The 23,522-nt window shown below is 67.9% G+C and carries 32 protein-coding genes; 13 read left to right on the top strand and 19 right to left on the bottom strand.

Going from position 1 to position 23,522, the window contains the following annotated elements:
* Positions 1-155: 155 nt before the first annotated feature.
* From ACFDTH_RS06580 to petA, 3 genes are read right to left on the bottom strand one after another with little or no spacing between them, the layout of a single operon-like run.
* Complete coding sequence (locus tag ACFDTH_RS06580; RefSeq protein ID WP_375286725.1) at positions 156-1,001, bottom strand: cytochrome c1; 846 nt, start codon at positions 999-1,001, stop codon at positions 156-158.
* A 25-nt stretch (positions 1,002-1,026) separates the two neighbouring features.
* Entirely contained in the window at positions 1,027-2,310 is a 1,284-nt protein-coding gene (locus ACFDTH_RS06575) for a cytochrome bc complex cytochrome b subunit (RefSeq protein ID WP_375286724.1), read from the bottom strand.
* A gap of 7 nt (positions 2,311-2,317) precedes the next feature.
* On the bottom strand, positions 2,318-2,902 hold the full coding sequence (petA, locus tag ACFDTH_RS06570) for a ubiquinol-cytochrome c reductase iron-sulfur subunit (protein ID WP_375286723.1): 585 nt from the start codon (positions 2,900-2,902) through the stop codon (positions 2,318-2,320).
* 192 nt (positions 2,903-3,094) lie between these two features.
* Between petA and ACFDTH_RS06565 the strand changes: the two genes are divergently transcribed.
* Genes ACFDTH_RS06565 through ACFDTH_RS06545 form a run of 5 tightly spaced genes read left to right on the top strand, consistent with a single transcriptional unit; the run spans position 3,095 to position 5,843 of the window.
* On the top strand, positions 3,095-3,544 hold the full coding sequence (locus ACFDTH_RS06565) for a tRNA (cytidine(34)-2'-O)-methyltransferase (protein WP_375286722.1): 450 nt from the start codon (positions 3,095-3,097) through the stop codon (positions 3,542-3,544).
* 43 nt (positions 3,545-3,587) lie between these two features.
* Positions 3,588-3,917: an HNH endonuclease gene (locus ACFDTH_RS06560; protein ID WP_375286720.1), complete on the top strand. Its 330-nt coding sequence runs from the start codon at positions 3,588-3,590 to the stop codon at positions 3,915-3,917.
* A gap of 45 nt (positions 3,918-3,962) precedes the next feature.
* A complete protein-coding gene (locus tag ACFDTH_RS06555; RefSeq protein WP_375286719.1) occupies positions 3,963-4,334 on the top strand; it encodes a hypothetical protein in 372 nt (123 codons plus the stop codon).
* Positions 4,335-4,363: 29 nt separating this feature from the next.
* The gene (gene hemF / locus ACFDTH_RS06550; RefSeq protein ID WP_375286718.1) at positions 4,364-5,206 is read left to right on the top strand and encodes an oxygen-dependent coproporphyrinogen oxidase; all 843 of its coding nucleotides are present in this window, start codon (positions 4,364-4,366) and stop codon (positions 5,204-5,206) included.
* A gap of 10 nt (positions 5,207-5,216) precedes the next feature.
* Positions 5,217-5,843: a GNAT family N-acetyltransferase gene (locus tag ACFDTH_RS06545; RefSeq protein WP_375286717.1), complete on the top strand. Its 627-nt coding sequence runs from the start codon at positions 5,217-5,219 to the stop codon at positions 5,841-5,843.
* Here ACFDTH_RS06545 and ACFDTH_RS06540 read toward each other — a convergent pair.
* Positions 5,780-6,502, bottom strand: a complete 723-nt coding sequence (locus ACFDTH_RS06540) for a hypothetical protein (RefSeq protein WP_375286716.1) — start codon at positions 6,500-6,502, stop codon at positions 5,780-5,782. The two genes, ACFDTH_RS06545 and ACFDTH_RS06540, sit on opposite strands and share 64 nt — an antisense overlap.
* Positions 6,499-7,335, bottom strand: a complete 837-nt coding sequence (locus ACFDTH_RS06535; protein WP_375286715.1) for a hypothetical protein — start codon at positions 7,333-7,335, stop codon at positions 6,499-6,501. Before ACFDTH_RS06535 ends, ACFDTH_RS06540 begins: the two co-directional genes overlap by 4 nt.
* An 84-nt stretch (positions 7,336-7,419) precedes the next feature.
* Here ACFDTH_RS06535 and lipB point away from each other — a divergent pair, with 84 nt between their 5' ends.
* From lipB to ACFDTH_RS06520, 3 genes are all read left to right on the top strand, one after another.
* Positions 7,420-8,079, top strand: coding sequence for a lipoyl(octanoyl) transferase LipB (gene lipB, locus ACFDTH_RS06530; protein WP_375286714.1), 660 nt, complete (start codon positions 7,420-7,422; stop codon positions 8,077-8,079).
* An 88-nt stretch (positions 8,080-8,167) separates the two neighbouring features.
* On the top strand, positions 8,168-8,425 hold the full coding sequence (locus ACFDTH_RS06525) for a hypothetical protein (RefSeq protein ID WP_375286713.1): 258 nt from the start codon (positions 8,168-8,170) through the stop codon (positions 8,423-8,425).
* 185 nt (positions 8,426-8,610) lie between these two features.
* Positions 8,611-9,306: a hypothetical protein gene (locus tag ACFDTH_RS06520; RefSeq protein WP_375286712.1), complete on the top strand. Its 696-nt coding sequence runs from the start codon at positions 8,611-8,613 to the stop codon at positions 9,304-9,306.
* 15 nt (positions 9,307-9,321) lie between these two features.
* On the opposite strand, the gene queE is transcribed toward ACFDTH_RS06520, so the two are convergent.
* The 8 genes from queE to ACFDTH_RS06480 all read right to left on the bottom strand — a co-directional run bounded on the left by queE (position 9,322) and on the right by ACFDTH_RS06480 (position 15,003).
* A complete protein-coding gene (queE, locus tag ACFDTH_RS06515) occupies positions 9,322-9,954 on the bottom strand; it encodes a 7-carboxy-7-deazaguanine synthase (RefSeq protein ID WP_375286711.1) in 633 nt (210 codons plus the stop codon).
* Entirely contained in the window at positions 9,951-10,646 is a 696-nt protein-coding gene (queC, locus tag ACFDTH_RS06510) for a 7-cyano-7-deazaguanine synthase QueC (RefSeq protein WP_375286710.1), read from the bottom strand. Before queC ends, queE begins: the two co-directional genes overlap by 4 nt.
* A gap of 144 nt (positions 10,647-10,790) precedes the next feature.
* Positions 10,791-11,210, bottom strand: a complete 420-nt coding sequence (locus ACFDTH_RS06505) for a DUF3617 domain-containing protein (RefSeq protein WP_375286709.1) — start codon at positions 11,208-11,210, stop codon at positions 10,791-10,793.
* Between the two features lie 102 nt (positions 11,211-11,312).
* Positions 11,313-12,224 (bottom strand): Hsp33 family molecular chaperone HslO, encoded by a 912-nt coding sequence (locus tag ACFDTH_RS06500; protein ID WP_375286708.1) that lies wholly within the window; start codon positions 12,222-12,224, stop codon positions 11,313-11,315.
* A 112-nt stretch (positions 12,225-12,336) separates the two neighbouring features.
* Positions 12,337-13,263 (bottom strand): ornithine carbamoyltransferase, encoded by a 927-nt coding sequence (gene argF, locus ACFDTH_RS06495; RefSeq protein WP_375286707.1) that lies wholly within the window; start codon positions 13,261-13,263, stop codon positions 12,337-12,339.
* A complete protein-coding gene (locus ACFDTH_RS06490) occupies positions 13,256-14,452 on the bottom strand; it encodes an aspartate aminotransferase family protein (protein WP_375286706.1) in 1,197 nt (398 codons plus the stop codon). The genes argF and ACFDTH_RS06490 overlap by 8 nt, the downstream gene beginning before the upstream one ends.
* Before the next feature lie 91 nt (positions 14,453-14,543).
* The gene (locus ACFDTH_RS06485) at positions 14,544-14,765 is read right to left on the bottom strand and encodes a BrnA antitoxin family protein (protein ID WP_375286705.1); all 222 of its coding nucleotides are present in this window, start codon (positions 14,763-14,765) and stop codon (positions 14,544-14,546) included.
* Positions 14,766-14,826: 61 nt separating this feature from the next.
* Positions 14,827-15,003, bottom strand: coding sequence for a BrnT family toxin (locus tag ACFDTH_RS06480; RefSeq protein ID WP_375286704.1), 177 nt, complete (start codon positions 15,001-15,003; stop codon positions 14,827-14,829).
* A gap of 63 nt (positions 15,004-15,066) precedes the next feature.
* On the opposite strand from ACFDTH_RS06480, the gene ACFDTH_RS06475 reads away from it, so the two are divergent.
* From ACFDTH_RS06475 to ACFDTH_RS06465, 3 genes are read left to right on the top strand one after another with little or no spacing between them, the layout of a single operon-like run.
* Complete coding sequence (locus ACFDTH_RS06475) at positions 15,067-15,294, top strand: hypothetical protein (protein ID WP_375286703.1); 228 nt, start codon at positions 15,067-15,069, stop codon at positions 15,292-15,294.
* 26 nt (positions 15,295-15,320) lie between these two features.
* Complete coding sequence (locus ACFDTH_RS06470) at positions 15,321-16,151, top strand: TIGR00266 family protein (protein ID WP_375286702.1); 831 nt, start codon at positions 15,321-15,323, stop codon at positions 16,149-16,151.
* Positions 16,148-16,960 (top strand): sulfotransferase domain-containing protein, encoded by an 813-nt coding sequence (locus ACFDTH_RS06465; protein ID WP_375286701.1) that lies wholly within the window; start codon positions 16,148-16,150, stop codon positions 16,958-16,960. Before ACFDTH_RS06470 ends, ACFDTH_RS06465 begins: the two co-directional genes overlap by 4 nt.
* A 3-nt stretch (positions 16,961-16,963) precedes the next feature.
* Here ACFDTH_RS06465 and ACFDTH_RS06460 read toward each other — a convergent pair whose 3' ends face one another.
* Positions 16,964-17,377 carry a (deoxy)nucleoside triphosphate pyrophosphohydrolase gene (locus ACFDTH_RS06460; protein ID WP_375286700.1) on the bottom strand — a complete coding sequence of 138 codons (414 nt, stop codon included), beginning with the start codon at positions 17,375-17,377 and terminating at the stop codon, positions 16,964-16,966.
* Between the two features lie 31 nt (positions 17,378-17,408).
* On the opposite strand from ACFDTH_RS06460, the gene ACFDTH_RS06455 reads away from it, so the two are divergent.
* Together ACFDTH_RS06455 and ACFDTH_RS06450 are read left to right on the top strand one after the other, a co-directional pair.
* The gene (locus tag ACFDTH_RS06455) at positions 17,409-17,612 is read left to right on the top strand and encodes a Flp family type IVb pilin (RefSeq protein ID WP_375286699.1); all 204 of its coding nucleotides are present in this window, start codon (positions 17,409-17,411) and stop codon (positions 17,610-17,612) included.
* A gap of 136 nt (positions 17,613-17,748) precedes the next feature.
* On the top strand, positions 17,749-17,922 hold the full coding sequence (locus ACFDTH_RS06450; protein ID WP_375286698.1) for a Flp family type IVb pilin: 174 nt from the start codon (positions 17,749-17,751) through the stop codon (positions 17,920-17,922).
* A gap of 187 nt (positions 17,923-18,109) precedes the next feature.
* Here ACFDTH_RS06450 and ftsH read toward each other — a convergent pair whose 3' ends face one another.
* The 5 genes from ftsH to ACFDTH_RS06425 all read right to left on the bottom strand — a co-directional run bounded on the left by ftsH (position 18,110) and on the right by ACFDTH_RS06425 (position 23,504).
* Positions 18,110-20,074: an ATP-dependent zinc metalloprotease FtsH gene (ftsH, locus tag ACFDTH_RS06445; RefSeq protein WP_375286697.1), complete on the bottom strand. Its 1,965-nt coding sequence runs from the start codon at positions 20,072-20,074 to the stop codon at positions 18,110-18,112.
* 85 nt (positions 20,075-20,159) lie between these two features.
* Positions 20,160-20,540: a hypothetical protein gene (locus ACFDTH_RS06440; protein WP_375286696.1), complete on the bottom strand. Its 381-nt coding sequence runs from the start codon at positions 20,538-20,540 to the stop codon at positions 20,160-20,162.
* A 49-nt stretch (positions 20,541-20,589) separates the two neighbouring features.
* Positions 20,590-21,555: a tRNA lysidine(34) synthetase TilS gene (gene tilS / locus ACFDTH_RS06435; RefSeq protein ID WP_375286695.1), complete on the bottom strand. Its 966-nt coding sequence runs from the start codon at positions 21,553-21,555 to the stop codon at positions 20,590-20,592.
* Complete coding sequence (locus tag ACFDTH_RS06430; protein ID WP_375286694.1) at positions 21,552-22,439, bottom strand: hypothetical protein; 888 nt, start codon at positions 22,437-22,439, stop codon at positions 21,552-21,554. Before ACFDTH_RS06430 ends, tilS begins: the two co-directional genes overlap by 4 nt.
* An 84-nt stretch (positions 22,440-22,523) precedes the next feature.
* Positions 22,524-23,504: a helix-turn-helix domain-containing protein gene (locus tag ACFDTH_RS06425; RefSeq protein WP_375286693.1), complete on the bottom strand. Its 981-nt coding sequence runs from the start codon at positions 23,502-23,504 to the stop codon at positions 22,524-22,526.
* Between the last annotated feature and the right edge of the window lie 18 nt (positions 23,505-23,522).

Genomic DNA, 23,522 nt, shown 5'->3' with positions numbered 1-23,522 from the left:
GCAGGGAGCAGGGAGCAGGGAGCAGGGAGCAGGGAGCAGGGAGCAGGGAGCAGGGAGCAGGGGAACCTGGTCCGCTCTTTTGCGCAAGCCTCAAGCGCGACCTTCTAAGCCCTTCCTTCGTGCTTCCAGCTCCCTCTTACCTGCTCCCTGTGCGCTCAATGCTTCACGTCGCGCCAGACGTTCTGATAGGCGCCCCAGGCGAGGAACACGAAGATCACCAGGAAAATCACCGCGGCGAGGCCGGCGGCGTGGCGACGCTCCAGATTGGGCTCCGCGGTCCAGGTCAGGAAGGCGGCGACGTCCTTGGCCATCTGGTCCTTGGTCGCGCGGGTGCCGTCGGTATAGGTAACCTGGCCGTCCTGGGTCAGCGGCGGCGGCATGGCGATGTTCAGGTTCGGAAAGAATTTGTTGTAGTGCAGCCCGTTGGGCGTCTTGGCGTCCGGGAACTTGCGCACCAGCTCGGCCGGCTGGTTCACATAGCCGTGGCCGATCAGCGAGTAGATGTAGTTGTTCCCGTCGTGCCGCGCCTTGGCCATCAGCGACAGGTCCGGCGGATTGGCGTTGTTGTTGGCGGCGCGCGCGGCGACCTCGTTGGCGAAGGGCGACGGGAAGCGATCCGACGGGATGTTCTTGCGGGTGGTCGCCTCGCCGGTCTCCGGATTGATCGACGGCTGCTCGATCGCCCATTGCTGCGCGATCGCCTTCACCTCCGGCTCGGAATAGCCCAGCTGCTCCAGGTCGCGGAAGGAGACGTAGCGCAGGCCGTGGCAGGCCGCGCAGACCTCCTTGTAGACCTGGAAGCCACGCTGGAGCTGCTGCCGGTCGAACTTGCCGAAAATGCCGTCCGACGAGAGCCCCGCGTGGAGCGGATGCGCGTGGAACTCCTCCTCGACGGTGGGCACCGGCGGCTCAGTGATCAGGCCGGAGATGCTGCCGAACAGCGCGATCGCCAGCACGAAGCTGAACGCGGCGCCGACCAGGAGTGCGATGAAACGAACCATGTCTGTCCCCTATTCCGGCTCGTTCTTACGCCAGCGCGGTCTTGGCCGGGCTGGTGCCGCCATGCTTGGCCAGCACCGCCTCGGTGATCGAGTTCGGCAGCGGCCGCGGCCGCTCCGACCGGGCGATCATCGGCAGGATCACCAGGAAGTGGAGGAAGTAATAGGCCGCGGTGATCTGGCTGAGGATCACGACGCCGGGCGTCGCTGCCGAGCCGCCGCACCAGCCGAGGATCAGCACGTCCACTACCAGGATCCAGAAGGCGATCCGCGCCTTCGGGCGGAAGTTGTTCGACCGCACCGGCGACGAATCCAACCAGGGCAGGAAGAACAGCAGCAGGATGGAGCCGAACATCGCCAGCACGCCCCACAGCTTCGCCGGGATGATGAAGTCCGCGGTGAAGGCGCGCAGGATCGCGTAGAATGGCCAGAAATACCATTCGGGCACGATGTGCGCGGGCGTCGAGAGCGGGTTCGCCTCGATGTAATTGTCCGGGTGGCCCAGATAGTTCGGCGCGAAGAACAGCATCGCGGCGAAGATCAGGAAGAACACGCCGACGCCGACGCCGTCCTTGGCCGTGTAATACGGGTGGAACGGCACGGTGTCCTGCTCGCTCTTCACCTCGACGCCGGTCGGGTTGTTCGATCCCGGGATGTGCAGCGCCCAGATGTGCAGGATGATGACGCCCGCGATCACGAACGGCAGCAGATAGTGGAGCGAGAAGAAGCGGTTGAGCGCGGCATTGTCCGGCGCGAAGCCGCCCAGCAGCCACACGCGGATCGGCTCACCCACCAAGGGGATCGCCGAGAAGAAGCCGGTGATCACCTGCGCGCCCCAGAAGCTCATCTGCCCCCAGGGAAGCACATAGCCCATGAAGGCGGTGGCCATCATCAAGAGGAAGATGGTGACGCCCAGCAGCCACACCATCTCGCGCGGCGCCTTGTACGATCCGTAGTAGAGGCCGCGAAAGATGTGGATGTACACCACGATGAAGAACATCGATGCGCCGTTGGCGTGCGCGTAGCGGAGGAACCAGCCCGCCGGCACGTCGCGCATGATCCGCTCGATCGAGCCGAAGGCGACCAGGCCGTTGGCGGCATAGTTCATCGCCAGCACCACGCCGGTGACGATCTGCACCACCAGCGCCGCGCCCGCGAGCACGCCGAAGTTCCAGAAATAATTGAGGTTGCGCGGCACTGGATAGCCCGCGCCGATCGCGTTGTAGACCAGACGCGGAAGCGGCAGCTTCTCGTCGATCCACCGCATCAGCGGCTGCTTCGGCTCGTAGTGCTTGGCCCAGGGAAAGCTCATATCCGCCTCAACCCACCTTGACCGCTGTGTCCGACGTGAACGTGTATTCCGGCACCACCAGATTGGTCGGTGCCGGGCCCTTACGGATGCGCGCAGCGGTATCGTACGCGGATCCGTGGCATGGGCAGAAATAGCCGCCGTACGGCCCCTTGTTCTCGCCCTCGCCGGCGCCCAGCGGCACGCAGCCGAGATGGGTGCAGACGCCCAGGGTGATCAGCCAGTTGCGATGGCCTTCCTTGGTGCGGTCGGCCAAGGTCTGGGGGTCGCGCAACTCGCTCAGCGACACGGCTTCCGCCTCGGCGATCTCCTTGGGGGTGAGATTGCGGACGAACAGCGGCTGCTTGCGGAACTGCGTCTTCACCGCCTGGCCGGGGGCGATCTTCGACAGGTCGATCTCGGTGGTCGACTGCGCCAGCACGTCCGCCGCGGGGCTCATCTGCACGATCAGCGGCCCGACCACCACACCCGCGCCCACGCCGGCCCAGGCGACCGCGGCGATGTTGATGAAGTCGCGGCGGCGGGGATCGTGGACCTCCTCGTGGTACGGCGCCGGGTTCTCACCCGGTGGTACGGCTTGGTCGACAGTGGCCATTCAGCTCTTACCCTTCTTCGGACCCTCGTGGAGGTGACGCGGCCGCATCCCTCCCGTCCACCGTCCCCCGGCGGTTCGGCCGCTGATAGACGGCGGTTCGCCGCTTTGCCAACGGGTTTTTGGCGACGTTTTTTGCCCAGGCGGGCCGGACCCCGTCTGGCGCAGATGCGGCCGAAGCGGCACAAGGTGCGCATGCGCGTCGCCCTCTATCGCCCCGAGATCGCCTTCAACGTCGGCGGCGTGCTGCGATTGGGCGCGTGCATGGGCGTGGGCATCGACCTGATCGAGCCGATGGGGTTCGTCTGGGACGAACAAAGGGTGAAGCGCGCGGCGATGGATTACATCCGCCATGTCGAGATGGCGCGCCATGCCGATTGGGCGGCATTCCAGGCGCAGCGCACCGGCCGGCTGGTCCTGATGACCACCAAGGCCGCCGAGCCACTGCACGAATTCGCGTTCACCGCGGACGACGTGCTGCTGCTCGGCCGCGAGAGCGCGGGCGTGCCCGAGGAGGTCCATGCCGTCGCCGACGCGCGCGTGCGCATCCCGATCCGCGCCGGCCTGCGCTCACTCAACCTGGCGATGAGCGCGGGGATCGCGGTGACGGAGGCGCTGCGCCAGACCGGCGGGCTGCCGGGCTGACCGCGAAGACCGCACGCCTTATATCGTGGAAATGGCAGGACGGGTGAAGCGGCTTCGCGGGCTGGCCGAGGCGGAAGCACGGGCGGCGACGCCTCCCCCCGCCGCGGCTTGTGCCCTGTGTGCTCGCTCGCTCGGCCGCCGGATCGAATGGCATCACCGCGTGCCGAAGAGCCAGGGCGGCAGCGAGACGGTGCCGGTGCACCCGATCTGCCATCGCATCATCCACGCCTGCGTCTCCAATCGCGACCTCGCCGGCGCCTATGCCGATCTCGATGCGCTTCGCCAGCACGAGGACATCGCCCGCTTCATCCGCTGGATCGCCGACAAGCCGCCCGATTTCCACGCTCCGACGCGGCGGTTTCGCGCATCCTGATCGACCTGGCCGCGTTGAGACGACCGGACAGATGGAGCAACGCGCATGAGTTCCGTGCTGATCATCGGCGAGGATCCGTCGCAGATCGACTTCGACGCGCCCGATGCGCCAAAGGGCATGTCCGCCGAAAAGGTGATGGACGGACTGAACGGCTCTCTCGATCGCCTTCGCGCAGCGGGACATGACGCCGAGTTGCTGTTCACCAGAGACGCCGCGAGCGTGGAGGCGCAGACGCGGGAGGCGCTGAAGGGCAGGTACGACGTGATCGTGATCGGAGCCGGGCTGCGCACGCTCCCGGCCATGGCCGGACAGTTCGAACGGCTGATCAACGTCCTCCACGTAGAGGCACCCGAGGCGAGGATCGCGTTCAACAGCAACCCGGCAGATTCGGATGTCGCGGCGCTACGCTGGTTGTAGTCCGCGGCACGGCCGCTAAGCGAGGGGCCATGCTGCCGCTCGACCCCGAACAAGCCACCGCCCGCACCTGGTTCGAGAGCCTTCGCGACGCGATCTGCGCCGAGTTCGAGGCGATCGAGCGCGAGGCGGGATCGGACGCCGCCTTCGTCTATACGCCCTGGGATCGCTCCGATCCGTCCGGCGCGCCGGGCGGCGGCGGCGTGCGCGGGGTGATGAAGGGCCGCGTGTTCGAGAAGGTGGGGGTCAACGTCTCCACTGTCGGCGGCGCGTTCGAGGGCGAGTTCGCCCGGTCGATCCATGGCGCGGGCGAGGACCCGCGCTTCTTCGCCACCGGGATCAGCCTGGTCGCGCACATGGCCAATCCGCACGTTCCCGCCGTCCACATGAACACCCGCTTCCTGGTGACCACCAAGCGCTGGTTCGGTGGGGGCGCGGACCTCAACCCGCCGCACCCGATCGAGGCGGATACCGCCGAGTTCCACGCGGTGCTCAAAGCCGCCTGCGACGCGCACGATCCCGCGCACTATCCGCGGTTCAAGCAATGGGCGGACGACTATTTCTTCATCCCCCATCGCGGCGTCCACCGCGGTGTCGGCGGCATCTTCTACGATCATCTTGAGGGCGATTTTGCCGCCAACTTCGCCTTCACCCAGGATGTCGGCCGTGCGTTCCTGGACGTGTTCCCGCGGATCGTGCGGCGGCGGATGGACATGCCGTTCACCGATGCGGACCTGGCAGTGCAGCGCGCCTGGCGCGGGCGCTATGCCGAGTTCAACCTGGTGCATGATCGCGGTACCTTGTTCGGCCTCAAGACCGGCGGCAACATCGATGCGATCCTGATGAGCCTGCCCCCCGTGGCGACCTGGGAATAACGCCGAACTGATGGCGATCTTGCCCGTCCCGGCCGACCATGTCGCCACCGTGGTCACCACGCTGGAGATGCGGCAGCGCCCGCCGCTCCGCCCGCTGCCCCCGTCGCCGCTGCGGCTGGCGCGCTGGAAGGCGCCGGCGCTGGACAGGTACCGCGCGCTGTTCGCCCGGGTCGGCATGCCGTGGCTGTGGTATTCGCGGCTGGCGATGGACGACGCACGGCTGGCGGCGATCGTCCACGATCCTGCGATCTCGGTGTTCGCGGCACTCGACCCGGGCGGCGTGGAGATCGGGATGATCGAGCTCGACCATCGCCGCGCCGGCGAGTGTGAGCTTTCCTATTTCGCTTTGGTGCCCGAGCTCGCCGGCAAGGGGCACGGTCGCTGGCTGATGGCGCAGGCGCTGGCGCACGCCTGGCGGCCGGGGGTGGCGCGGGTGTGGGTGCACACCTGCACGCTCGACCATCCCAATGCGCTCGGCTTCTATCGCGCGAGCGGCTTTACCGCGATCTCGCGCACGCTGGAGACCTTTCCCGATCCGCGCGACCTGGGCCTGCTACCCGAGGACGCCGCGCCTCACGTCCCCCGGCTGAGCCCTCGCCAGACGATCGCGGCGAGCACCAGCAGCCCGATCCGATAACCGGACAGCACCGCGGCGAGCCCGCCGTCGACCAGCGCCAGCACGAAGGGATTGGCATGCGAGGGCTGGCGCAGCCAGCTGTCGAGCGGCACCAGCATCGCCGCGCCCAGCCATTGCAACGCGAACAGCGCCACCACCGCGCCGAACATCGGCCAGGCGAGCGGGGCCGTGCGGCGCCAGCTTTCGCCGATCGCGCGGGTCGCCGACAGCGGCTCGGCCGCGATCAGCAGTGGCACCAACACGAGGCGCGCCTGGAGGTAGAGGCCGGGCAGGATCAGCAGGTACATGCCCGCCCCCACCGCCAGCGCGGCCAGCATGCCGGCGAGCACGAAGCGTGGCAGCAGCCGCAGCGCGCGCGTCAGCGCCTGCGCAACATTGGGTCGCTCCGGCGCGACGAGCAGCAGCGCCAGCACGCCCATGCCGTAAAGCACGATCACATCGGCCAGCAGATACCAGCCGACGTTCGCCCCCGCCCAGACGGCGGCCTTGTCCATCCATTCCTGTGTAGCGGCGAAGGGCAGCGGCGGCCCGTCGATTAGCAATTGCACCGCGAACGGCGGCAGGAACAGAAACGGCGCGCCCGCCGCGATCAGCAGGCTGCGCTCGCGGCGGAACAGGGACCAGGCGGCGGCGAGCAGCCGCGATACGGTGACGCTCACGCCCAGGGCCCGCTCCGCACCGGTGCGGGCTCCACTTCGACGGGAGCACGAGTAGCGACATAGAGCTGCGCGGCGAAGACGATCTGGAGGACCGAGAAGCCGGTGGTCACCACCGCCAGCACCGCCGCGGTCATCACCAATGCCAGCTTCTGCTGCTCGGCGCCCAGCAGCAGGCGGAAGGCGGTGCCGAACACGCCTTGCGTCGCGAGCACCGCGACCACCAGCACCACCAGGAACAGGATCACCACGCCGACGATGCGGGCGGTGAGCCCGCGGGTCAGCGCGAACGAGCGCCGCAGCGCGCCGAACATCAGGCCTTCGTTGACGAGCACGGGATAGATCAGCACCAGCCGCGCGAACAGCCAGATCATCACCGCGGTGGCGACGAGACTGTAGAGCACCACCGGCCCGGCACGCACATTCGCCATCGCCCCGACCTGATCGCCCCGCTGCGCCGCCGCGAGGTCATAGCCCGATCCCATCAGCAGCGCGATCGCGGGCACCCACAGCAGCACCAGCGCGATCCCAAGCACAAGCATGACGGCAAGCGTCCGCGGCAGCGCGCGCGCGCCGATGCGCAGCCCTTGGGCGCGACCGGTCGCCGGGTCGCTCGCCACCGCGGTCATCGCCAGCGTACCCCAGAGCGTCAGCCCGAAGGCGACCAGCCCGACGATCCCGCCGGCGAGACTGGGCACCGCCTGCATGCCGCCGCCGACCGCGCTCTGGATGATCGAGGGGATCGCGATGGTGAGCAGCGCGATCGCGGCGAGGATGCCGGCGCGCCCGTTCAGCACCTCCACCGTCCGGTCCCAGACCGCGCTCATCCTTACCATTGGCGGGGCTCCTGCTGCATCCGGGCGTCCTACGCCTGCGCACACAGGTTGCCAATCGTCGCGGCCGACCGCATCTCCCGCGATGTGACCGACGACATCGAATGGCGCGTCTCGCCAGGCCTGACCGAATATCCCGCCGCGCTCGCCGAAATGGAGGCGCGCGCCGCCGCCGTCGCCGCCGGCGAGGCGCGCGAACTGATCTGGCTGCTGGAGCATCCCCCCGTCTATACCGCAGGCACCAGCGCCGATCCGGCCGAGTTGGTGGATCCGCGCTTTCCCGTGGTGCCCGCCGGCCGAGGTGGACGCTACACCTATCACGGGCCGGGGCAGCGGGTCGGCTATCTGATGCTCGATCTCAACCGACACGGGCGCGACGTGCGCTGTTTCGTCCACGCCGTCGAAGGATGGGTGATCGCCGCGCTCGGACGCCTCGGCGTGGACTGTTTCCGCGCAGAGGGACGGATCGGCATCTGGACGCTGGACCGGGACGGGCGCGAGGCGAAGATCGGTGCGATCGGCGTCCGCGTGCGCCGCTGGGTGACGCTGCACGGCTTCTCGGTGAACGTGTCGCCCGATCTCAACCACTTCACCGGCATCGTGCCGTGCGGCATCGCGGACTATCCGGTGACCAGCCTTGCCGCGCTGGGCCACAACGAAACGCTTGCAACCTTCGACGAAGCGCTGGCGTTGACGCGCGACGCCTTCCTCATGGGCCTGACTTCGAGCTGTCAAATCGAGGCTTGAGAGGGCGGCGTTCTGCGATTAATGTCCACGGTGATTTGGGTATTAAGGGCCAGTACGCCGTCCAAATCCACTATCTAGGGAGCTATCCATGCGTGCCATTTCCAAGATCCTGACCGGCTCGGCCCTTGCTGCCGCCGCGCTCGCCGTGTCGGCGTGCGGCTCGAAGACCGAGACCACCGAGAACACCACCATCACCGACATGAACGCCACCGAAGGCATGGACACGATGTCCGACAACATGACCCCGGTCGACGGTGCGATGAACGACGGCATGATGGCCAACGACAGCATGGGCATGGGCAACGACATGATGATGTCGAACGACATGTCGGGCAACGCGATGTAAGATTGCGTGCCCGTCTGCCGCGGCCTTTCTGTCGCGGCATACGGCATGTTCAAAAGGCCGTCCGGCACGCCGGGCGGCCTTTTTCGTGCGCCTGCGCCAGGTCGTTGAGCGATCATGGCAAAAAGGGGTTGGGGCGCGATTCGAAAAGGTATAGAATCCCGCGCGTTGCGTGGGAGGCTGTGGGAATGGGCGTGGTTCGGTGTGCCGGCGCGGGGGTAGCGGCGGCTCTGCTGGCGACGGCGGGTGCGCCCGCCTCGGCACAGTTCTTCCTGAAATCCAAGGATCTAAGCGGCGCGCCGGTGATCGGCGACGAGCCGGGGATCGGCCAGCCGATGCCCGGCGCCACCAAGGCGGAGCTGGAAGCCGGGCTGGTCTGGAACATGCGCGCCGCACTCAACGTCGCCGCACTCCAGTGCCAGTTCGAACCGACCATGGTGACGGTGTCGAACTACAATGCGATCCTGACCGATCACAAGGACGAGCTGAAGAAGTCCTTCGACACGCTCACCAAATATTTCGTGCGCGTCAACAAGACAGTCAAGGCCGGGCAGGCGGCGCTCGACCAGTTCGGCACCCGCACCTATTCGGGATTTGCGACGGTCGCAGCGCAGTATAACTTCTGCGAAGTGGCGAACGACATCGGCAGACAGGCGGTATTCGAGCCGCGTGGCCGCTTCGCCGATGTTGCGCGACTGCGCATGCGCGAGTTGCGCAACAGTCTGACGCCGTGGGGCGACCAGGCGATGACGCGCAGCGTCTATCCCACGGTCACGCTGCCACGCGTCGACGCGATCTGCTGGTCCAAGAAGGGTGAATGGCAGGACAAGAAATGTGGTGCGCTGGTGTGGCCGCCGGTCGGTGTGGCGACGGCGCAGCGCTGACCATCGGGGCTGCGATCAGCGCAGCCCCAGCATCTTGTGGGTCTGGAGCGTGAGGCGCCAGCGCGGCCGCGCCAGCACGAACTCAATCGCCGCCTGATGGTTCTCCTGCGCTCGCTCGTCGTCCAGCGGCTGCACAAGTAGGTGGCGGAAGCTCCATCCCTCCAGCGCTTCCACCTCAATCCCCGCCTGCGGCCAAACCAGCTTCAGCTCGTCACCGGCGCGCTGGACCACCTCGCTCCCCGCCTTGGGGCTGATACACACCCAGTCCAGCCGTGGATGCGCCGGCAAGGTGCCGTTGCTCTCGATCGCGACCTCGAACCCGGCGGCGTGCAGCGCATCGACCAGCGCATCGTCCACCTGGAGCATCGGCTCGCCGCCGGTCAGCACGACGAAGCGGCGTGCGCGATCCGGCCCCCAATGGCCGTCCACCGCGGTGACCAGCGCGGCGGCATCGGCAAACTTGCCGCCACCCGCCCCATCGGTCCCGACGAAGTCGGTGTCGCAAAACCAGCACACCGCATGCTCCCGGTCCGCCTCGCGCCCGCTCCACAGGTTGCAGCCCGCGAAGCGCACGAAAACCGCACGCCGCCCAGCCTGCACGCCTTCCCCCTGCAGCGTCAGGAACATCTCCTTGACGGCGTAGCTCATGCGGCGCCGGGACTTGCCGCATAAGCGGTCGGATCGGCGACGCCAGCCTCGGCGAAGCCCTTGGCGCGCAGCCGGCAGCTGTCACATAATCCGCAATGCAGCCCGCCCGGAGCCGGATCGTAGCACGACCAGCTCATTCCCAAGTCGAGCCCCAGTCGCGTGCCCTCGCGCACGATGTCCGCCTTGGTCATGAACTGGAGCGGTGCCTGCACGCGGAACCGGTCTCCTTCGACGCCTGCCTTGGTGGCGAGTTCCGCCAGCGCCTCGAAGCCTGCGATGAACTCGGGCCGGCAATCGGGATAGCCCGAATAATCGAGCGCGTTGACACCGATGTACAGGTCGCGCGCGCCCGTCGCCTCCGCCCAGGCGAGGCACAGGCTGAGGAACACCGTGTTGCGCGCCGGTACGTAGGTGACGGGAATCCCCTCACCGACCCCCTCCTTCGGCACGTCAATGGCATCGGTGAGCGCGGAGCCGCCAAAGGCGGTCAGGTCGATCGGCAGCACCACGTGGCGCGCCGCGCCAAGCGCATGCGCAATCCGGCGCGCGGCGGCGATCTCCAGGTAATGACGCTGGTTGTAGTCGATGGAGAGCATCAGCAGCCGATGGCCGGCCTCGCGCGCCATCGCTGCCGCCACCATGGAGTCGAGCCCGCCCGAGACCAGGGCGACCGCGGTTGTTTCGTTTGTCATGATCGGCGCGCGCTAGGCCTTATGCGTCCGGCATGCAACCACACCAAAAAGGGCCGCTTCCCCTGCACGGGAAGCGGCCCAGTCGCTCGTCAGAGCCTTGGGAGAGAAGCGTGCTCACTTCGAGAAGCACGCGCCGCTCCTAGCTCAATCGGGTAAAAAGGCCGTTAATCCGCGCCGGCAAGCGCCGGTCCGCCTCGCCTCCATGTCGCGGTCGAAGGGCGCCCCGCGGACCAGGCCCTGCGTCTGGATTCTGACGATCGAACTACTCTCCATCGTCAGCCGGGTTATACCGTTGCCGAGCCCGGGGCAGACATAGCGGATGGTGGTGACCCTGCCTTCGCGGCTTACCAGCGACCTGCGGCATGCGCCGGTCGGATGGTTGACGTGGACCAGCTGGGCCGGGTCCCGAACGCAGATCTGCCGCGCGGTTCCGCGCTGGCCGATGTCGTGGAGCGCCCATTCTCCCGGCACGACCCCGGCCAGGACTGACCCGCCCTGAGCGCCCGCTGCAGCCCCGGCCAGCAGTGCAGAGACGGCGAATGCCGCACGTCCGATCGCGTTCATCAGCCTGTTCCCGTCCGAGCCCCCCGGCTCTGCCCCATGTTCGCAGTAGCACAAATCGCCACGGCGGTGATGCGCAATCGACCGCCGCGCGACGAAACTGGTTCACGCCGCGGATGCGAGGTCCTCGATGCGAACCGGAAAGATCGTGGAGCAGAACCGGCAGTCTACCGCGATCACGCCCTTCTCGTCCGCCATGTCGCGCTGATCCTCGGGCGTGAATTTGGCGAGCACGCCTAGGATGTGCTCCCGGGTGCACCGGCAGCCGCGGCTGAGCGGGGCATCGGAAAGGATGCGCACCTCATCCTCCTCGTTGAACAGCCGCCACAGCAACGTTTCGAGCGGCAGCGCGGGATCGTCCAGCTCGCCCAGCTCCACCGTGCCGGCCAGCGCCGCAACATGGTCCCATTCGGGATGATCGAGCCGGACGTGCAATCGCTCGCGGCCTACCTCGCCCTCGGGCAGGTGCTGGAGCAGCAGCCCACCGGCGATCAGCCGGCCGCCCTCGTGCCGGCACGCCACCCGGACCAGCGTGGGAATCTGCTCGGACTGGACGAAATAGCCCTCCGCCACGCGGGACAGACTGTCACCGTCGAGCGGGACAATCCCCTGGTAGCGCTCGCCGGTGGTGGCGAGATCGAAGGTGATCGCCAGATAGCCCTCGCCGAACAGCGCGAACAGGGTGGGGTCAGCCGGCGCCGCGGCGAGCCGCTCGGCGTCGAAATCGACATAGCCGCGCAAGGCGCCGCCGCGATAGTCGACCACCAGCAGCTTGACGATGCCGCCATCCGATTGCGCCTGCATGGTCAGCTGCCCCGCATTGTCTTTCAGCGTCGCGCCGATCAGCGCCGCCAGCACCAATGCCTCCCCGAGCAGCTTGGCAATCGGGGCGGGATAGTCGTGCGCGGCCAGGATGGTGTCGAGCACCGGGCCGAGCCGAGCGGCCCGCCCGCGGACATGGCGGGCAGGAATCGTGAAGCCGAGGGAGCGGTCGAGGTCGAAGGTCGGATCGGTCATGATGCTCTCGTCATCCCGGCACGCCGGGAGGTCGTGCGGCAAGCGCACGTCCATGAAGTGGAAACCGGCAGCCGCCGGGTTGACGAGAATCTGGGTATGCGATCCGGCTAGATCAACCGACCTGGCCGAAGCACCAGCGCAGGATGGATTTCTGCGCGTGGAGTCGGTTCTCCGCCTCCGCCCAGATCAGTGACTGCGGCCCGTCGATCACCTCCGCGGTCACTTCCTCACCGCGATGCGCGGGCAGGCAGTGGAGGAACTTGGCATCCGGCGCCGCCGCGGCCATCAGCGCCGCATCGACCTGATAGGGCATCATTGCCGTCAGCTTGGTCTCGCCATGCGCCTGTCCCATCGAAATCCAGGTATCGGTGATGACTAGGTCCGCCCCGTCCACCGCCTCGCGCGGGTTGGCGACGACCCGGCCGCGCCCTTTCGCCAGCGCGACATCGCTGTCCGCGGGCATGAACCCTTGCGGACAGGCGGCGACGACGTCGAACTGCATCAGCCCCGCCGCCTCGTAGATCGAGGCGAGGACGTTGTTGCCATCTCCCAGCCACGCGATCTTCAGGCCGGGCAGCGCCTTGCCGCTCTCGACGATGGTCAGCAGGTCGGCGACGATCTGGCAGGGGTGCGAGGCATCGGTAAGGCCGTTGATCACCGGGACCGTGGCGTATCGCGCCATCTCCTCCACCTTGGCGTGATCGTCGGTGCGGATCATGATTGCATCGACATAGCCGGAGAGGACGCGCGCGGTATCGGCGACGGTCTCGCCCCGGCCGAGTTGCATCTGCCCCGCCTCCATAACGATCGAGCTGCCGCCGAGCTGGCGGATCGCCATGTCGAAGCTGACGCGGGTGCGGGTCGAGTTCTTCTCGAAAATCGACGCGAGGACATGGCCGGCGAGCGGAGCATCCGTATCGGGTCGCCCCTTCGGCCAGCCGGCGCGTGCCGCCTTGCGGTCGAGCGCGTCGGCAAGGATCGCGGCAAGCCCGTCGGCGCCCGCGTCGGACAGATTCAGAAAGTGGCGGGGCTCAGTCATCGCTCTTACCCGCGAAGCTCCGCGCGCCGGCGCTCAGCCGCTCGATGCATTCGTCGATGTGGCTCTCGCCGATCACCAGCGGCGGCAGCACGCGAAACACGTTCTCGCCCGCCGCGACGGTCAGCAGCCCGTGATTGTCGCGCAGGTGCGCCACGAAGTCGCGACTGACCGCCGGCTCCTTCATCTTGATGCCCAGCATCAGCCCCTTGCCCCGGATCTCCTCGAACAGGTGATCGTGGTTGGGGATCAATTGCTCGAACGCCGCGCGCAGACGGGCGCCCATCGCCTCGACATGCGGCAGGAAGTCGGGCTCCAGCATCACGTCCAGCACCGCCTGCCCTGCCGCCATCGCCAGCGGGTTGCCGCCATAGGTGGAGCCGTGCGTGCCGAACACCATCCCCTTCGCGGCCTCCTCGGTCGCGAGACAGGCGCCGAGCGGGAAGCCGCCGCCGATGCCCTTGGCGACGGTCATGATGTCGGGCGTGATGCCGTAGTGTTCATAGGCCCACATCTTGCCGGTGCGGCCATAGCCGCACTGGATCTCGTCCAGGATCAGCAGCAGGCCGTGTTCGTCGCAGGCCTTGCGCAGGCCGGTGATGAACTCCGGCGTGCCCGCGGTCATGCCGCCCTCGCCCTGCACCGTCTCGACCAGGAAGCCGGCGGTCTCCTCGTCGATCGCGGCGAGCGCACCTTCCAGGTCGTTGAAGCGGACATAGTCGAAGCCCGGCAGCAGCGGCTCGAACCCGTCGCGCATCTTGGCCTGGTCGGTGGCCGAGATCGCGCCGAGCGAGCGGCCGTGGAAGGCGTTCTTGAAGGTGATCAGTTTGTGCCGCTGCGGGTTGCCGGCGACATGGTGATAGCGGCGCGCGGTCTTGATCGCGCATTCGATCGCCTCGACGCCGGAATTGGTGAAGAACACCGTGTCCGCGAAGCTGTTATCCACGATCCGCTGCGCCAGCGCCTCGCCCTGCGGGCTGCCGTACAGGTTGCTGACGTGCATCAGCGTCGCCGCCTGGTCAGCGATCGCCTTCACCAGATGCGGGTGGCCGTGGCCCAATGCGTTGACCGCGATGCCCGCGGCGAAATCGAGATACTGCTCGCCGTGCTCGCCGTAGAGGTACACCCCCTCGCCTCGCACCGGCCGTACCCCGCAGCGGGGATAGACGGGCATGAGTGGGGTGATCGTCACGGGACGGCTCCTTCAAACAGCAAGGGCGACCGATGCGGCCGCCCCGGAGCGTCTCGTTACGCCCCCGCCGACGCAGGGGCAACACCCGCCGTCAGGGCGCCGCGCGGCGCAGCGCCTCGTTGATCCGCGCTTCCCAGCCGGGCCCCGTCGCACGAAAGCGATCAAGGACGGCGCCGTCGAGGCGGAGGGAGACCTGTTCGGTTCGCACACGCCGCTCCTTTGCCGCCCGCTCTACCTCGGCTTCGGACACGTCGAAGTCCTCGGGATCGTTGCGATCGGCTTCAAGCGCGACCATAGACGCGAGCCTCGCCATCATTGCTTCTCCTCACCGAGATGAACCGCACTGCCTCGCCGCGGCGGACGTGAACGCTGGTTTACAGCTTTCCATCCACCATGCCGATGATCTTGTAGCGATCTTCGCCGTCGATGGGCCGAATAGGGCCGAGCACGATGTGCAGGGGATCATCAAACAACCGCGCGCCGAATGCCAGCGACAGGCCATGCTTGTCGAAGTTCGTCGCGTCCTTCCACGTATCGAACTCGATCAACATGCGTGCAACGCAGTTCCGTACCCCCGGGTTTGCAACGCCTCCCACCTCCGCTACGAGCCACTCGTGACACTGCCCGGCGATCCCGCCACGCTCCACCGCTCCGCCGTCGCCCCTGCGGTGCTGGCGACCCTGCTCGCACTGGCCGGCACCGGCATCGCCCTTGCCCGACTGCGCTGGCCAGCGATTCCGCCGCTTGCCGCGCTGTTGCCGATCGCGATGGCACTCGGCCTCGTCGCGCTCGCCATCGCGCGCCGCCTGCGCCATCTTCTCGCCGCCGTCCGCCGCCGATAAGACGGGCCCGGAAAGGAGTCTTCGACATGACCAGTCCGTGGAGCCACATGCGCCAGAGCGGCGTTGCCGACGACATCGATTTCGAGATCCGCGGCGAGGACCTTCAGTTCGTCGAAATCGAGCTCGATCCGGGCGAGAGCGCAGTCGCCGAGGCAGGCGCGATGGTGTGGAAGGATGCCTCGATCGAGATGTCCACCGTGTTCGGCGATGGCTCCGGGAGCAGCAGCGGCGGCTTCATGGACAAGCTGATCGGCGCGGGCAAGCGGCTCGTCACCGGCGAGAGCCTGTTCACCACCGTGTTCACCCACCAGGGTCAGGGCAAGGCGCGCGTCGCTTTCGGTGCGCCCACGCCGGGCACGATCCTGCCGCTGCGGCTGGCGGACGTCGGCGGCACGTTGATCTGCCAGAAGGACAGCTTCCTCGCGGCGGCCAAGGGCGTGCAGATCGGTGTCGCCTTCCAGCGCAAGGTGATGACCGGCCTGTTCGGGGGCGAGGGCTTCATCATGCAGAAGCTGGACGGCGACGGCTGGGTGTTCGTGCAGATGGGCGGCACGCTGGTGGAGCGCGAACTCAAGCCGGGCGAGCAGCTCCACGTCGATACCGGCTGCCTCGCCGCCTTCACCCCTTCCGTCGATTTCGACCTGGAGATGGTGCGCGGCGTGAAGAGCATGATCTTCGGCGGCGAGGGCGTGTTCTTCGCGCGGCTGACCGGCCCGGGCAAGGTGTGGATCCAGTCCCTCCCCTTCTCGCGCCTCGCCGGCCGCATGCTCGCGGCGGCAGGCAGCCGCGGCGGCCAGAACCGCGGCGAGGGATCGATACTGGGCGGGTTCGGCGACCTGATCGGCGGCAACGATTGAGCGCGACGGTCACCGTCTCGCTCGGCATGGCGGACGGCGGGCAGCTCGATTTCGCGGTCCGCCAGAACCCGGACCTGCCGATCCTGTTCGCGCTGGGTGTACGCAAGTCGGGCAGCAGCCTGATGAACCTGATCCTGCTCGACCTCGCCGAGGCGAATGGCTGGCCGGTGGTGCTGCTGCCTGACAAAGCGTTTGCGGCGGGCTATCGCTATCCTGACTGGAACGGCAATCCGGACCTGTTCCGCATCCTGCGCCGCGGCAACCTGTACGCCGGCTTCCGCGACGCGCCGAGCGGATTGTTCGGCCGCCCCGCGTTCAAGGACGCGCGCAAGGTTCTGCTCGTCCGCGATCCCCGCGATGCCCTGGTCAGCGAATATTTTTCCTCCGCCTTCTCGCACCAGCTGCCCGAGCAGCGCGCCGAAGGCTCATTAATCGCGAAGCGGCGTGAGGAGGCGCTCCAGCAGAGCGTCGAGGATTATGTGCTCAAGCAGGCAAAGCAGCTCAATCGGACGATCGACGCCTATCGCCCGCTGCTCGCCGACCCGAACCTGAAGTTGTTCCGCTACGAAGAGGTGATCTTCGACAAGGCGGCATGGATCGCGGAGCTCGCCGCCTGGTTCGGCTGGCAGGCACCGCCGGACGTCGTCGCCCGGATCCTGGCCGAGCGCGACATTCTGCCCGAAGCAGAGGAGCCCACCGCCTTTGTCCGCAAGGTGGTGCCCGGCGATCACCGCGAGAAGCTCTCCGCGGACGGCCTTCGCCGCCTCAACGCGCAGCTCTCGCCCACCTGGGGCCGGCTGGGCTACTGACGCTCAGAGCAGCGCTTCGAGCGCGCCCAGCATCGGCCGGTCCGCGGGCACCACGTCCATCGCGTGCAGTTCTGCCGGACGGACCCAGCGCAGGGCAGAAGCGGCGAGCGCGCGTGGCACCCCGGTCCATTTGCGGCAGGTGTAGAGCAGCAGCACGAGATGTCGGTCACCCAGCGGCGCGCTGGCGAAAGTGGCAGGAAACAGGCAACCGCACGGCACGCTGATCGCCAGTTCCTCCTCCAGCTCGCGCACGAGGCCGTCCTCGGGAGTCTCGCCGGCCTCGATCTTGCCACCGGGAAATTCCCAAAGCCCCGCAAGCGATTTCCCCGGCGGGCGCTGCTGCACCAGCACGCGCCCGTCCGCATCGATCAGCGCCACCGCGACCACGGGCATCAGGCCGCCCTGAATCTCAGCCATTCGTTAAACCTCTTCCCTGTAACGGTACGTCATGGACCGGGTCACCTCGCTCAGCCGCGGCATGCGCACAACGCTGGGTCGCGTCATGCGCGACACTCGCGGCGCAACCGTCGTCGAGTACGGCTTCATTATCGCGCTGGTGATCCTGGCCATGATGGTCGCGCTCGGCGAGGTAGCCGATGTCACCGTCAACATGTGGGGCAACATCAACACGAAGGTCCAGAACGCCCGCTGAACCTGCGGCGAATTCTGCTGCAAGGCTGTGGGGCAACCTTTTCTAAACGCTTCCAACGCTACAGCGACAGGGTCGGCCCGGTCCCCCGGTCCGGCCGGGTGAATGAAGCGATTTGCAAGATAACGGAGACCGGAAAATGACCAAGATTCGCGCTTTCCTGAAGAACACCAAGGGCGCTACCGCGATCGAGTACGGCCTGATCGCTGCGCTGATCGCCGTCGCCGCGATCACCGCGATGCAGGGTCTGGGCAACAACCTGACCAAGACCTTCAGCAACGTTTCCGAGAACATGAAGAACACCGGCGAGTAATCGCGGCTTCTTCAAGGGATCGTGGGGCGGCGGAACTTCGGTTCCGCCGCCCTTTTCGTGCGCGGACCGGATCGCGGGGCTGCCACGCGTCCTCCCAGACGAAAGCGGCGCCCCGACTCGAAGGTCGAGGCGCCGCAAGCGAATCAGCCGGGGCGAGCCGCTCGGGCGGCCCGCAACGGTGCGAGGCTCAGGCCCCCGCCGGCGCGGGGTTGCCGAACGGACCGGGACGCCGGGTCTTGGGAATGGAGGTGCCCACCGCCACGCGGGTCGGCTTGGGCCCGGCGTCGCGGCGGCCGATCTCGTCGCCGGCGATCAGGCGCTTGATCTCGTCGCCGGACAGCGTCTCATATTCGAGCAGCGCACCCGCGAGCAGGTGCAGCTGGTCGAGGTGCTCGCTCAGCACCTCCTTGGCCCGCGCCAGGCCGCCCTCGACGATCGCCTTGATCTCGGCATCGATCAGCCGCGCGGTCTCGTTCGACATGTGGGTCGGCTGCGAAGAGGAATAGCCGAGGAACGACTCGCCCTCCGGCTGCGCATAGTCGACCGGGCCAACCTTGTCGGACATGCCCCACTTGGTGACCATGTCGCGCGCGAGGCCGGTGGCGTATTGGATGTCGCCACTCGCCCCGCTTGACACCTTGTCATAGCCGAAGATCAGCTCCTCGGCGACGCGCCCGCCCATCGACACCGACAGGTTGGCGTACATCTTGTCGCGGTGATAGCTGTAGCTGTCGCGCTCGGGCAAGCGCATGACCATGCCCAAGGCGCGGCCGCGCGGGATGATCGTCGCCTTGTGGATCGGGTCGGACGCGGGCTCGTGCAGCGAGACAATGGCGTGGCCGGCCTCGTGATAGGCGGTCATCCTCTTCTCGTCCTCGGTCATCACCATCGAACGCCGCTCGGCGCCCATCATGACCTTGTCCTTCGCCTCCTCGAACTCGGCATTGGCGACCAGCCGCTTGCCCTTGCGCGCCGCCATCAACGCCGCCTCGTTGACGAGGTTGGCGAGGTCCGCGCCCGAGAAGCCGGGGGTGCCGCGCGCGATGGTGCGCGCATCGACGTCGGGCGCCAGCGGCACCTTCTTCATGTGCACTTCGAGGATCTTCACGCGGCCCTCAATGTCCGGCCGCGGCACCACCACCTGCCGGTCAAACCGGCCCGGGCGCAGCAGCGCGGGATCGAGCACGTCGGGGCGGTTGGTCGCCGCGATGATGATAATGCCCTCGTTGGCCTCGAAGCCGTCCATCTCGACCAGCAGCTGGTTGAGCGTCTGCTCGCGCTCGTCATTGCCGTTGCCCAGGCCCGCGCCGCGATGCCGGCCGACCGCATCGATCTCGTCGATGAAGACAATGCAGGGCGCGGACTTCTTGGCCTGCTCGAACATGTCGCGCACGCGGCTGGCACCGACGCCGACGAACATCTCGACGAAGTCCGAGCCCGAGATGGTGAAGAACGGCACGCCCGCCTCACCGGCGATCGCGCGGGCGAGCAAGGTCTTGCCGGTGCCGGGCGAGCCGACCAGCAGCGCGCCCTTGGGGATCTTGCCGCCTAGGCGCGCGAACTTCGTCGGGTCCTTGAGGAACTCGACGATCTCCTGCAGCTCCTCGCGCGCCTCGTCGATGCCGGCGACGTCGGCGAAGGTGACCTTGCCGTGCTTCTCAGTCAGCATCTTCGCGCGGCTCTTGCCGAAGCCCATCGCGCCGCCCGCGCCGCCGCCCTTCTGCATCTGGCGCAGCACGAAGAAGGCGATGCCGAGGAACAGCAGGAAAGGCAGCGACTGGTAGAGCAGCACCATCCAGATCGACGGACCGTCGTCGCGCTTGCCCGAGATCGTCACGTTGGCCTTGCGCAGCCGATCGGTAAGCTGCGGATCGGTCACCGGATCGGTGCGGAACTTGTCGCCGTTCGACAGCGTGCCGGTGATCGCCTCGCGCGAGATGGTGACGTCCTTCACCGTCCCCTCGTCGACCTTGTCGAGGAACGTCGAATAGGCGATCGTGCTACCCGCACCCGCACCCGCGCGCCCGTCGAACAGGGTAACGACCACCGCCAGCGACAGCAGGATGCCGACCCAGATCAGCAGGCTCTTCATCCATGGATTGGGGCTACCGTCTCCGCCGCCGTTCTGGTCAGGCTGCTTGTTGTCGTTCATGCGCTACCTTTCACGAACGCAATATGTAGTCTGGCCCGGGTTAATGGCAATGGAACGAAGCATGTCCATCTGACCGGACCGGGGCTTATTCGCGTTCGTCCGACATGTCGCTTGCCGCGCCGCCGCGTGGAATCCAGATCGAACAGGACAGACCGGTGTCGGTTGCCCGGCCCCCGGCATCACGGATCCGCTTGAAACAGGCGCCGAGTGGAAACTCCCGGCTCAACCAGCGACCTTCCTGCGGGGTATCCTGCTCCCACGACGGCAGCTTCGCCTGCTCCAGCCAGACCCACAGGCGCTCGGCGGCTTCCCCCGTGCACATATATTTGTGCGCACGCTCCTCCTCGGTGGTCTCCCGCTCGTCGATCGCGGACCGGATGCAGCGCTCTGTCAGGCCCGGCACCTGCTCTGGAAAGGAGGGTTCAGCACCTGCGGCAGCCGCCGCCAGCAGCACGATGTTCAGCATGCGGCATCTCCAGTCTCAGACCAATCGCACGAGACGATCGCGGCCATGGTCAATCGGCACGCCGCGGCGGTGCCGGGCGGAAACGCCATTCCGCGCCGCGCACCACCGCCTGCACCCCGGCGCGGGTCGCCCCCCGGCCGGCCGCCAGCGCATCGAGCAGCGGCTCTATCCCCGCCGCGTCGCTCCATGCCGGCGCAGCGATCGCCGCGCCCTGGCGCACGTAGCCAATTGCACGGCGGACGAGCCGTCGACGCAGTTCGCGCGGCAGCCCCGCAACCGCGATCCGGCACTCCTCCCCCTCGGTCTCCACCCGTTCGCGCCACAGCCAGTCGGTCATTGCACGGACATCATCATCGGCTTCGGCCAGATGCCGCGCCGAGGCGGCGAGGTTCGGCGCATCGAGCCATTCCTCGCGACCCAGCAGTTGGCGAAACCGGGTGCGGTCGTGCCGCGGATCGGCGTTGGCAGGGTCGTCCACGAAGTCAGCGCCCGCTCTCCGCACGATCGCGCGCAGCTCGGCACGGCGCCAGTCGAGCAGCGGCCGGACGATGGCGACGCCGTTGATTTCCGTCCGCGCGCGGATGCCGGCGAGCCCTGCCAGACCCGAGCCGCGCGACGCGCGCATCAGAAAGGTTTCCGCCTGGTCGTCCGCCTGGTGCGCGGTGGCGACGGCATTGACGCCGGCACTGCCCGCCCAGCCGGCGAGCAGCATATAGCGAGCCTCGCGCGCCTGCGCCTGGATACTGGCGCCGACGATCGGCGTCTCCGGCGTCAGCGTCGCATGCGGTACGCCAAGCTTCGCGCACGTGGCGGCGACGAGCGCGGCATCCTGCTCCGATCCGTCGCGCAGACGATGGTCTACCGTCGCCACCCGAATACGTCCGGGCAGAGCAGCATGGGCGAGCAGCAGCAGCGCCATGCTGTCCGCGCCGCCCGACACTGCCAGTCCCAGCGTGCCGACCGGCCCGCCCGCGGCCTTCTCCACCGCGGCAAGGAAGCGGTCGGCGTCGCTCACTGGCACTTGGCGGTGGCGCGCGCCCTGGCGACATTGGCCTTCATCTCGGCCGAGATGGTGCCGCCATAAACGTCCGTCAGCTCGCCATAGACCTTGCAGGCGTCGGCCGGCTTCTTGAGCTGCACCAGTGCCTGGCCGAGATAATAGAGGCTGTCGGGCGCACGCTCGCTTTCCGGGCGTTTCTTGTAGTTCTCGTAAAATGCGATGGAGGCGAGGCTGGGCTTGCCATCATCGAGATAGGATCGGCCGAGCAGGTTCTGCGCGAAACTGGCGCGGCGATGATCCGGATAGCTGGCTACCACCTTCTTCAGCTGGGTCGCCGCCTCCGGGTAGAGCTTCGCCGCCCACAGGCGATAGCCGTACATATAGGCGTCCTCGCCCGCATCGCCCGTGTCGGGCTTCTGCACGGCCGCGACCTTGGCGGCGCGGTCGCCGGTGGGGGCGGCATCGGCCACCGCCGGGCGCGGCGATCGCGGCGCCTCGGCGAAGGGCACCTCGGCAGGCGGCGCAGCGGCACCGGCGGAAAGCTTCGAATCCACCTCCTTGCGATAGGCGGCGAAGGCGTCCTCCAGCTGCCGGACGCGATACTGGTTCTGCTCGATCTGGCCGGTCAGCGTGCGCATCTGCCCTTCCAGCGAGGTGACCCGCTGGGTCAGGTCGTCGATCGCGCCGCTCGCCGGCGCACCGTTGATCTCGGCCTCCGCCTGGGGCGGGCGGATCTGTGGTTCGACATAAGTGCCCGCGCCGCCCGGGAACACCTTGCGCTGCACCGCGCGCATCTCGCTTTCGAGCCGGCCGACGCGGGACTCGACGGACGATTGGGCGAGCGTCGCGCCCGGGATGGCGGCGGCAGCGACGGCGACGAGCAGCAGAAATTTCGGCATCTTACCCCCAAGAGGATCAGGCGGCGGTATAACTGCACCCGCCCGCCTGTCGCCAGCCTTAAGCGCCGGCGGTGCGCCCAGGGATCAGTTCCCCGGCGCGAGGGTGGCGGTCGGCTCCGGCTCGGGCGAGCGGCGGTTGGCACGCGCCGTCTCGCGATCGGCGGAAGGCACCACGAGTGCCTCCGCGCGCGGACGCGGCGTAGCGCGCGTCCGTGGACGCGCGGCCTGGGGCGCGAAGGCCGGCGGCACGCTCGTGATCGGCGCGGCCAGGGGCGAAGCCTCCGGCGCAGGCTGGCCGGAAGCCCGTGCCGCCAGCGCCGCCGCACCCACCGGCACGTCCTTGATCGCCCGCTCACCGGTGCCCAGCGGCGGCAGCGCTGAGCCGTTGAGCAGCACCTGAAGCTTGTCGGGTCGGCCGACATTGATCATCGGGTTGTTGGCAGTGGGCGGCACGTCGAACGTATCGCCGGCCTTCATGATTCCGGTGAACAGCGTCGTATCGGCAGCGTCATAGACCCGCAGCCAAACCTCGTCCTTGGCGAGGAGCCGTACCTGGCCCCCGCCGGCAGGCGTGGCGCGCGCGGTCGGCGCGGATGTCGGCACCGGCGCGACCACCGATGGCGCCGCCGTCTCCTCGCCGCCGCGGAACACCGTGGTGGTGAACCACAGGGCCGCAAGCACCAGCACCGCCAGCGCGACGCCCGCGGCGACGATGGCCAGCCCGCGCGAGGGCGTGCGCGTGGGATCGGCGATCTCGTAAGGCTCATAGACCGGCTTGGTGCGCGTGGTGCGCGCCACTTCCTCGCGCGTGTCATGCGCCAGCGCCACCTCATCGGCGTCCACCGCCCGCGCATAGCTGCGCACGAAGCCGACGGCATAGGTAACGGAGGGCAGCCCGGCGAAGTCGGACGTCTCGATCGCCTCAAGGTGGCGCAGCGGCACGCGGGTGCGCGCGGCCACTTCGGGCAGCGACAGGCCCAGCGCTTCGCGAGCGGCGCGCAGCCGCTCGCCCACCGTCTGCTTCGGAGGGGTCGTCGTCTGTGGGCCGCGCTCGGCTTCGGGCATGCTGGTCTCCGGGGAAGC

This window comes from Sphingomonas sp., assembly GCF_042096255.1.
Lineage (GTDB): Bacteria > Pseudomonadota > Alphaproteobacteria > Sphingomonadales > Sphingomonadaceae > Sphingomonas.
The sequence above is the reverse complement of the archived record's forward strand: the minus strand, read 5'-3'. Positions and strand labels throughout refer to the sequence as shown.

Bases quoted from the DNA above. Each gene is read 5' to 3' on its own strand.
- ACFDTH_RS06575 (WP_375286724.1), bottom strand. From the start codon at position 2,310: ATGAGCTTTCCCTGGGCCAAGCACTACGAGCCGAAGCAGCCGCTGATG.
- hemF (WP_375286718.1), top strand. From the start codon at position 4,364: ATGCTGCCGCTCGACCCCGAACAAGCCACCGCCCGCACCTGGTTCGAG.
- ACFDTH_RS06500 (WP_375286708.1), bottom strand. From the start codon at position 12,224: ATGACCGATCCGACCTTCGACCTCGACCGCTCCCTCGGCTTCACGATT.
- ACFDTH_RS06450 (WP_375286698.1), top strand. From the start codon at position 17,749: ATGACCAAGATTCGCGCTTTCCTGAAGAACACCAAGGGCGCTACCGCG.
- argF (WP_375286707.1), bottom strand. From the start codon at position 13,263: ATGACTGAGCCCCGCCACTTTCTGAATCTGTCCGACGCGGGCGCCGAC.
- ACFDTH_RS06485 (WP_375286705.1), bottom strand. From the start codon at position 14,765: ATGGCGAGGCTCGCGTCTATGGTCGCGCTTGAAGCCGATCGCAACGAT.
- ACFDTH_RS06480 (WP_375286704.1), bottom strand. From the start codon at position 15,003: ATGTTGATCGAGTTCGATACGTGGAAGGACGCGACGAACTTCGACAAG.
- queE (WP_375286711.1), bottom strand. From the start codon at position 9,954: ATGAGCTACGCCGTCAAGGAGATGTTCCTGACGCTGCAGGGGGAAGGC.
- ACFDTH_RS06460 (WP_375286700.1), bottom strand. From the start codon at position 17,377: ATGGCTGAGATTCAGGGCGGCCTGATGCCCGTGGTCGCGGTGGCGCTG.
- ACFDTH_RS06565 (WP_375286722.1), top strand. From the start codon at position 3,095: ATGCGCGTCGCCCTCTATCGCCCCGAGATCGCCTTCAACGTCGGCGGC.
- ACFDTH_RS06505 (WP_375286709.1), bottom strand. From the start codon at position 11,210: ATGAACGCGATCGGACGTGCGGCATTCGCCGTCTCTGCACTGCTGGCC.
- ACFDTH_RS06470 (WP_375286702.1), top strand. From the start codon at position 15,321: ATGACCAGTCCGTGGAGCCACATGCGCCAGAGCGGCGTTGCCGACGAC.
- petA (WP_375286723.1), bottom strand. From the start codon at position 2,902: ATGGCCACTGTCGACCAAGCCGTACCACCGGGTGAGAACCCGGCGCCG.
- ACFDTH_RS06535 (WP_375286715.1), bottom strand. From the start codon at position 7,335: ATGGTAAGGATGAGCGCGGTCTGGGACCGGACGGTGGAGGTGCTGAAC.
- ACFDTH_RS06430 (WP_375286694.1), bottom strand. From the start codon at position 22,439: ATGCCGAAATTTCTGCTGCTCGTCGCCGTCGCTGCCGCCGCCATCCCG.
- ACFDTH_RS06425 (WP_375286693.1), bottom strand. From the start codon at position 23,504: ATGCCCGAAGCCGAGCGCGGCCCACAGACGACGACCCCTCCGAAGCAG.
- queC (WP_375286710.1), bottom strand. From the start codon at position 10,646: ATGACAAACGAAACAACCGCGGTCGCCCTGGTCTCGGGCGGGCTCGAC.
- ACFDTH_RS06580 (WP_375286725.1), bottom strand. From the start codon at position 1,001: ATGGTTCGTTTCATCGCACTCCTGGTCGGCGCCGCGTTCAGCTTCGTG.
- ACFDTH_RS06455 (WP_375286699.1), top strand. From the start codon at position 17,409: ATGGACCGGGTCACCTCGCTCAGCCGCGGCATGCGCACAACGCTGGGT.
- ACFDTH_RS06545 (WP_375286717.1), top strand. From the start codon at position 5,217: ATGGCGATCTTGCCCGTCCCGGCCGACCATGTCGCCACCGTGGTCACC.
- ftsH (WP_375286697.1), bottom strand. From the start codon at position 20,074: ATGAACGACAACAAGCAGCCTGACCAGAACGGCGGCGGAGACGGTAGC.
- ACFDTH_RS06440 (WP_375286696.1), bottom strand. From the start codon at position 20,540: ATGCTGAACATCGTGCTGCTGGCGGCGGCTGCCGCAGGTGCTGAACCC.
- ACFDTH_RS06525 (WP_375286713.1), top strand. From the start codon at position 8,168: ATGCGTGCCATTTCCAAGATCCTGACCGGCTCGGCCCTTGCTGCCGCC.
- ACFDTH_RS06520 (WP_375286712.1), top strand. From the start codon at position 8,611: ATGGGCGTGGTTCGGTGTGCCGGCGCGGGGGTAGCGGCGGCTCTGCTG.
- ACFDTH_RS06555 (WP_375286719.1), top strand. From the start codon at position 3,963: ATGAGTTCCGTGCTGATCATCGGCGAGGATCCGTCGCAGATCGACTTC.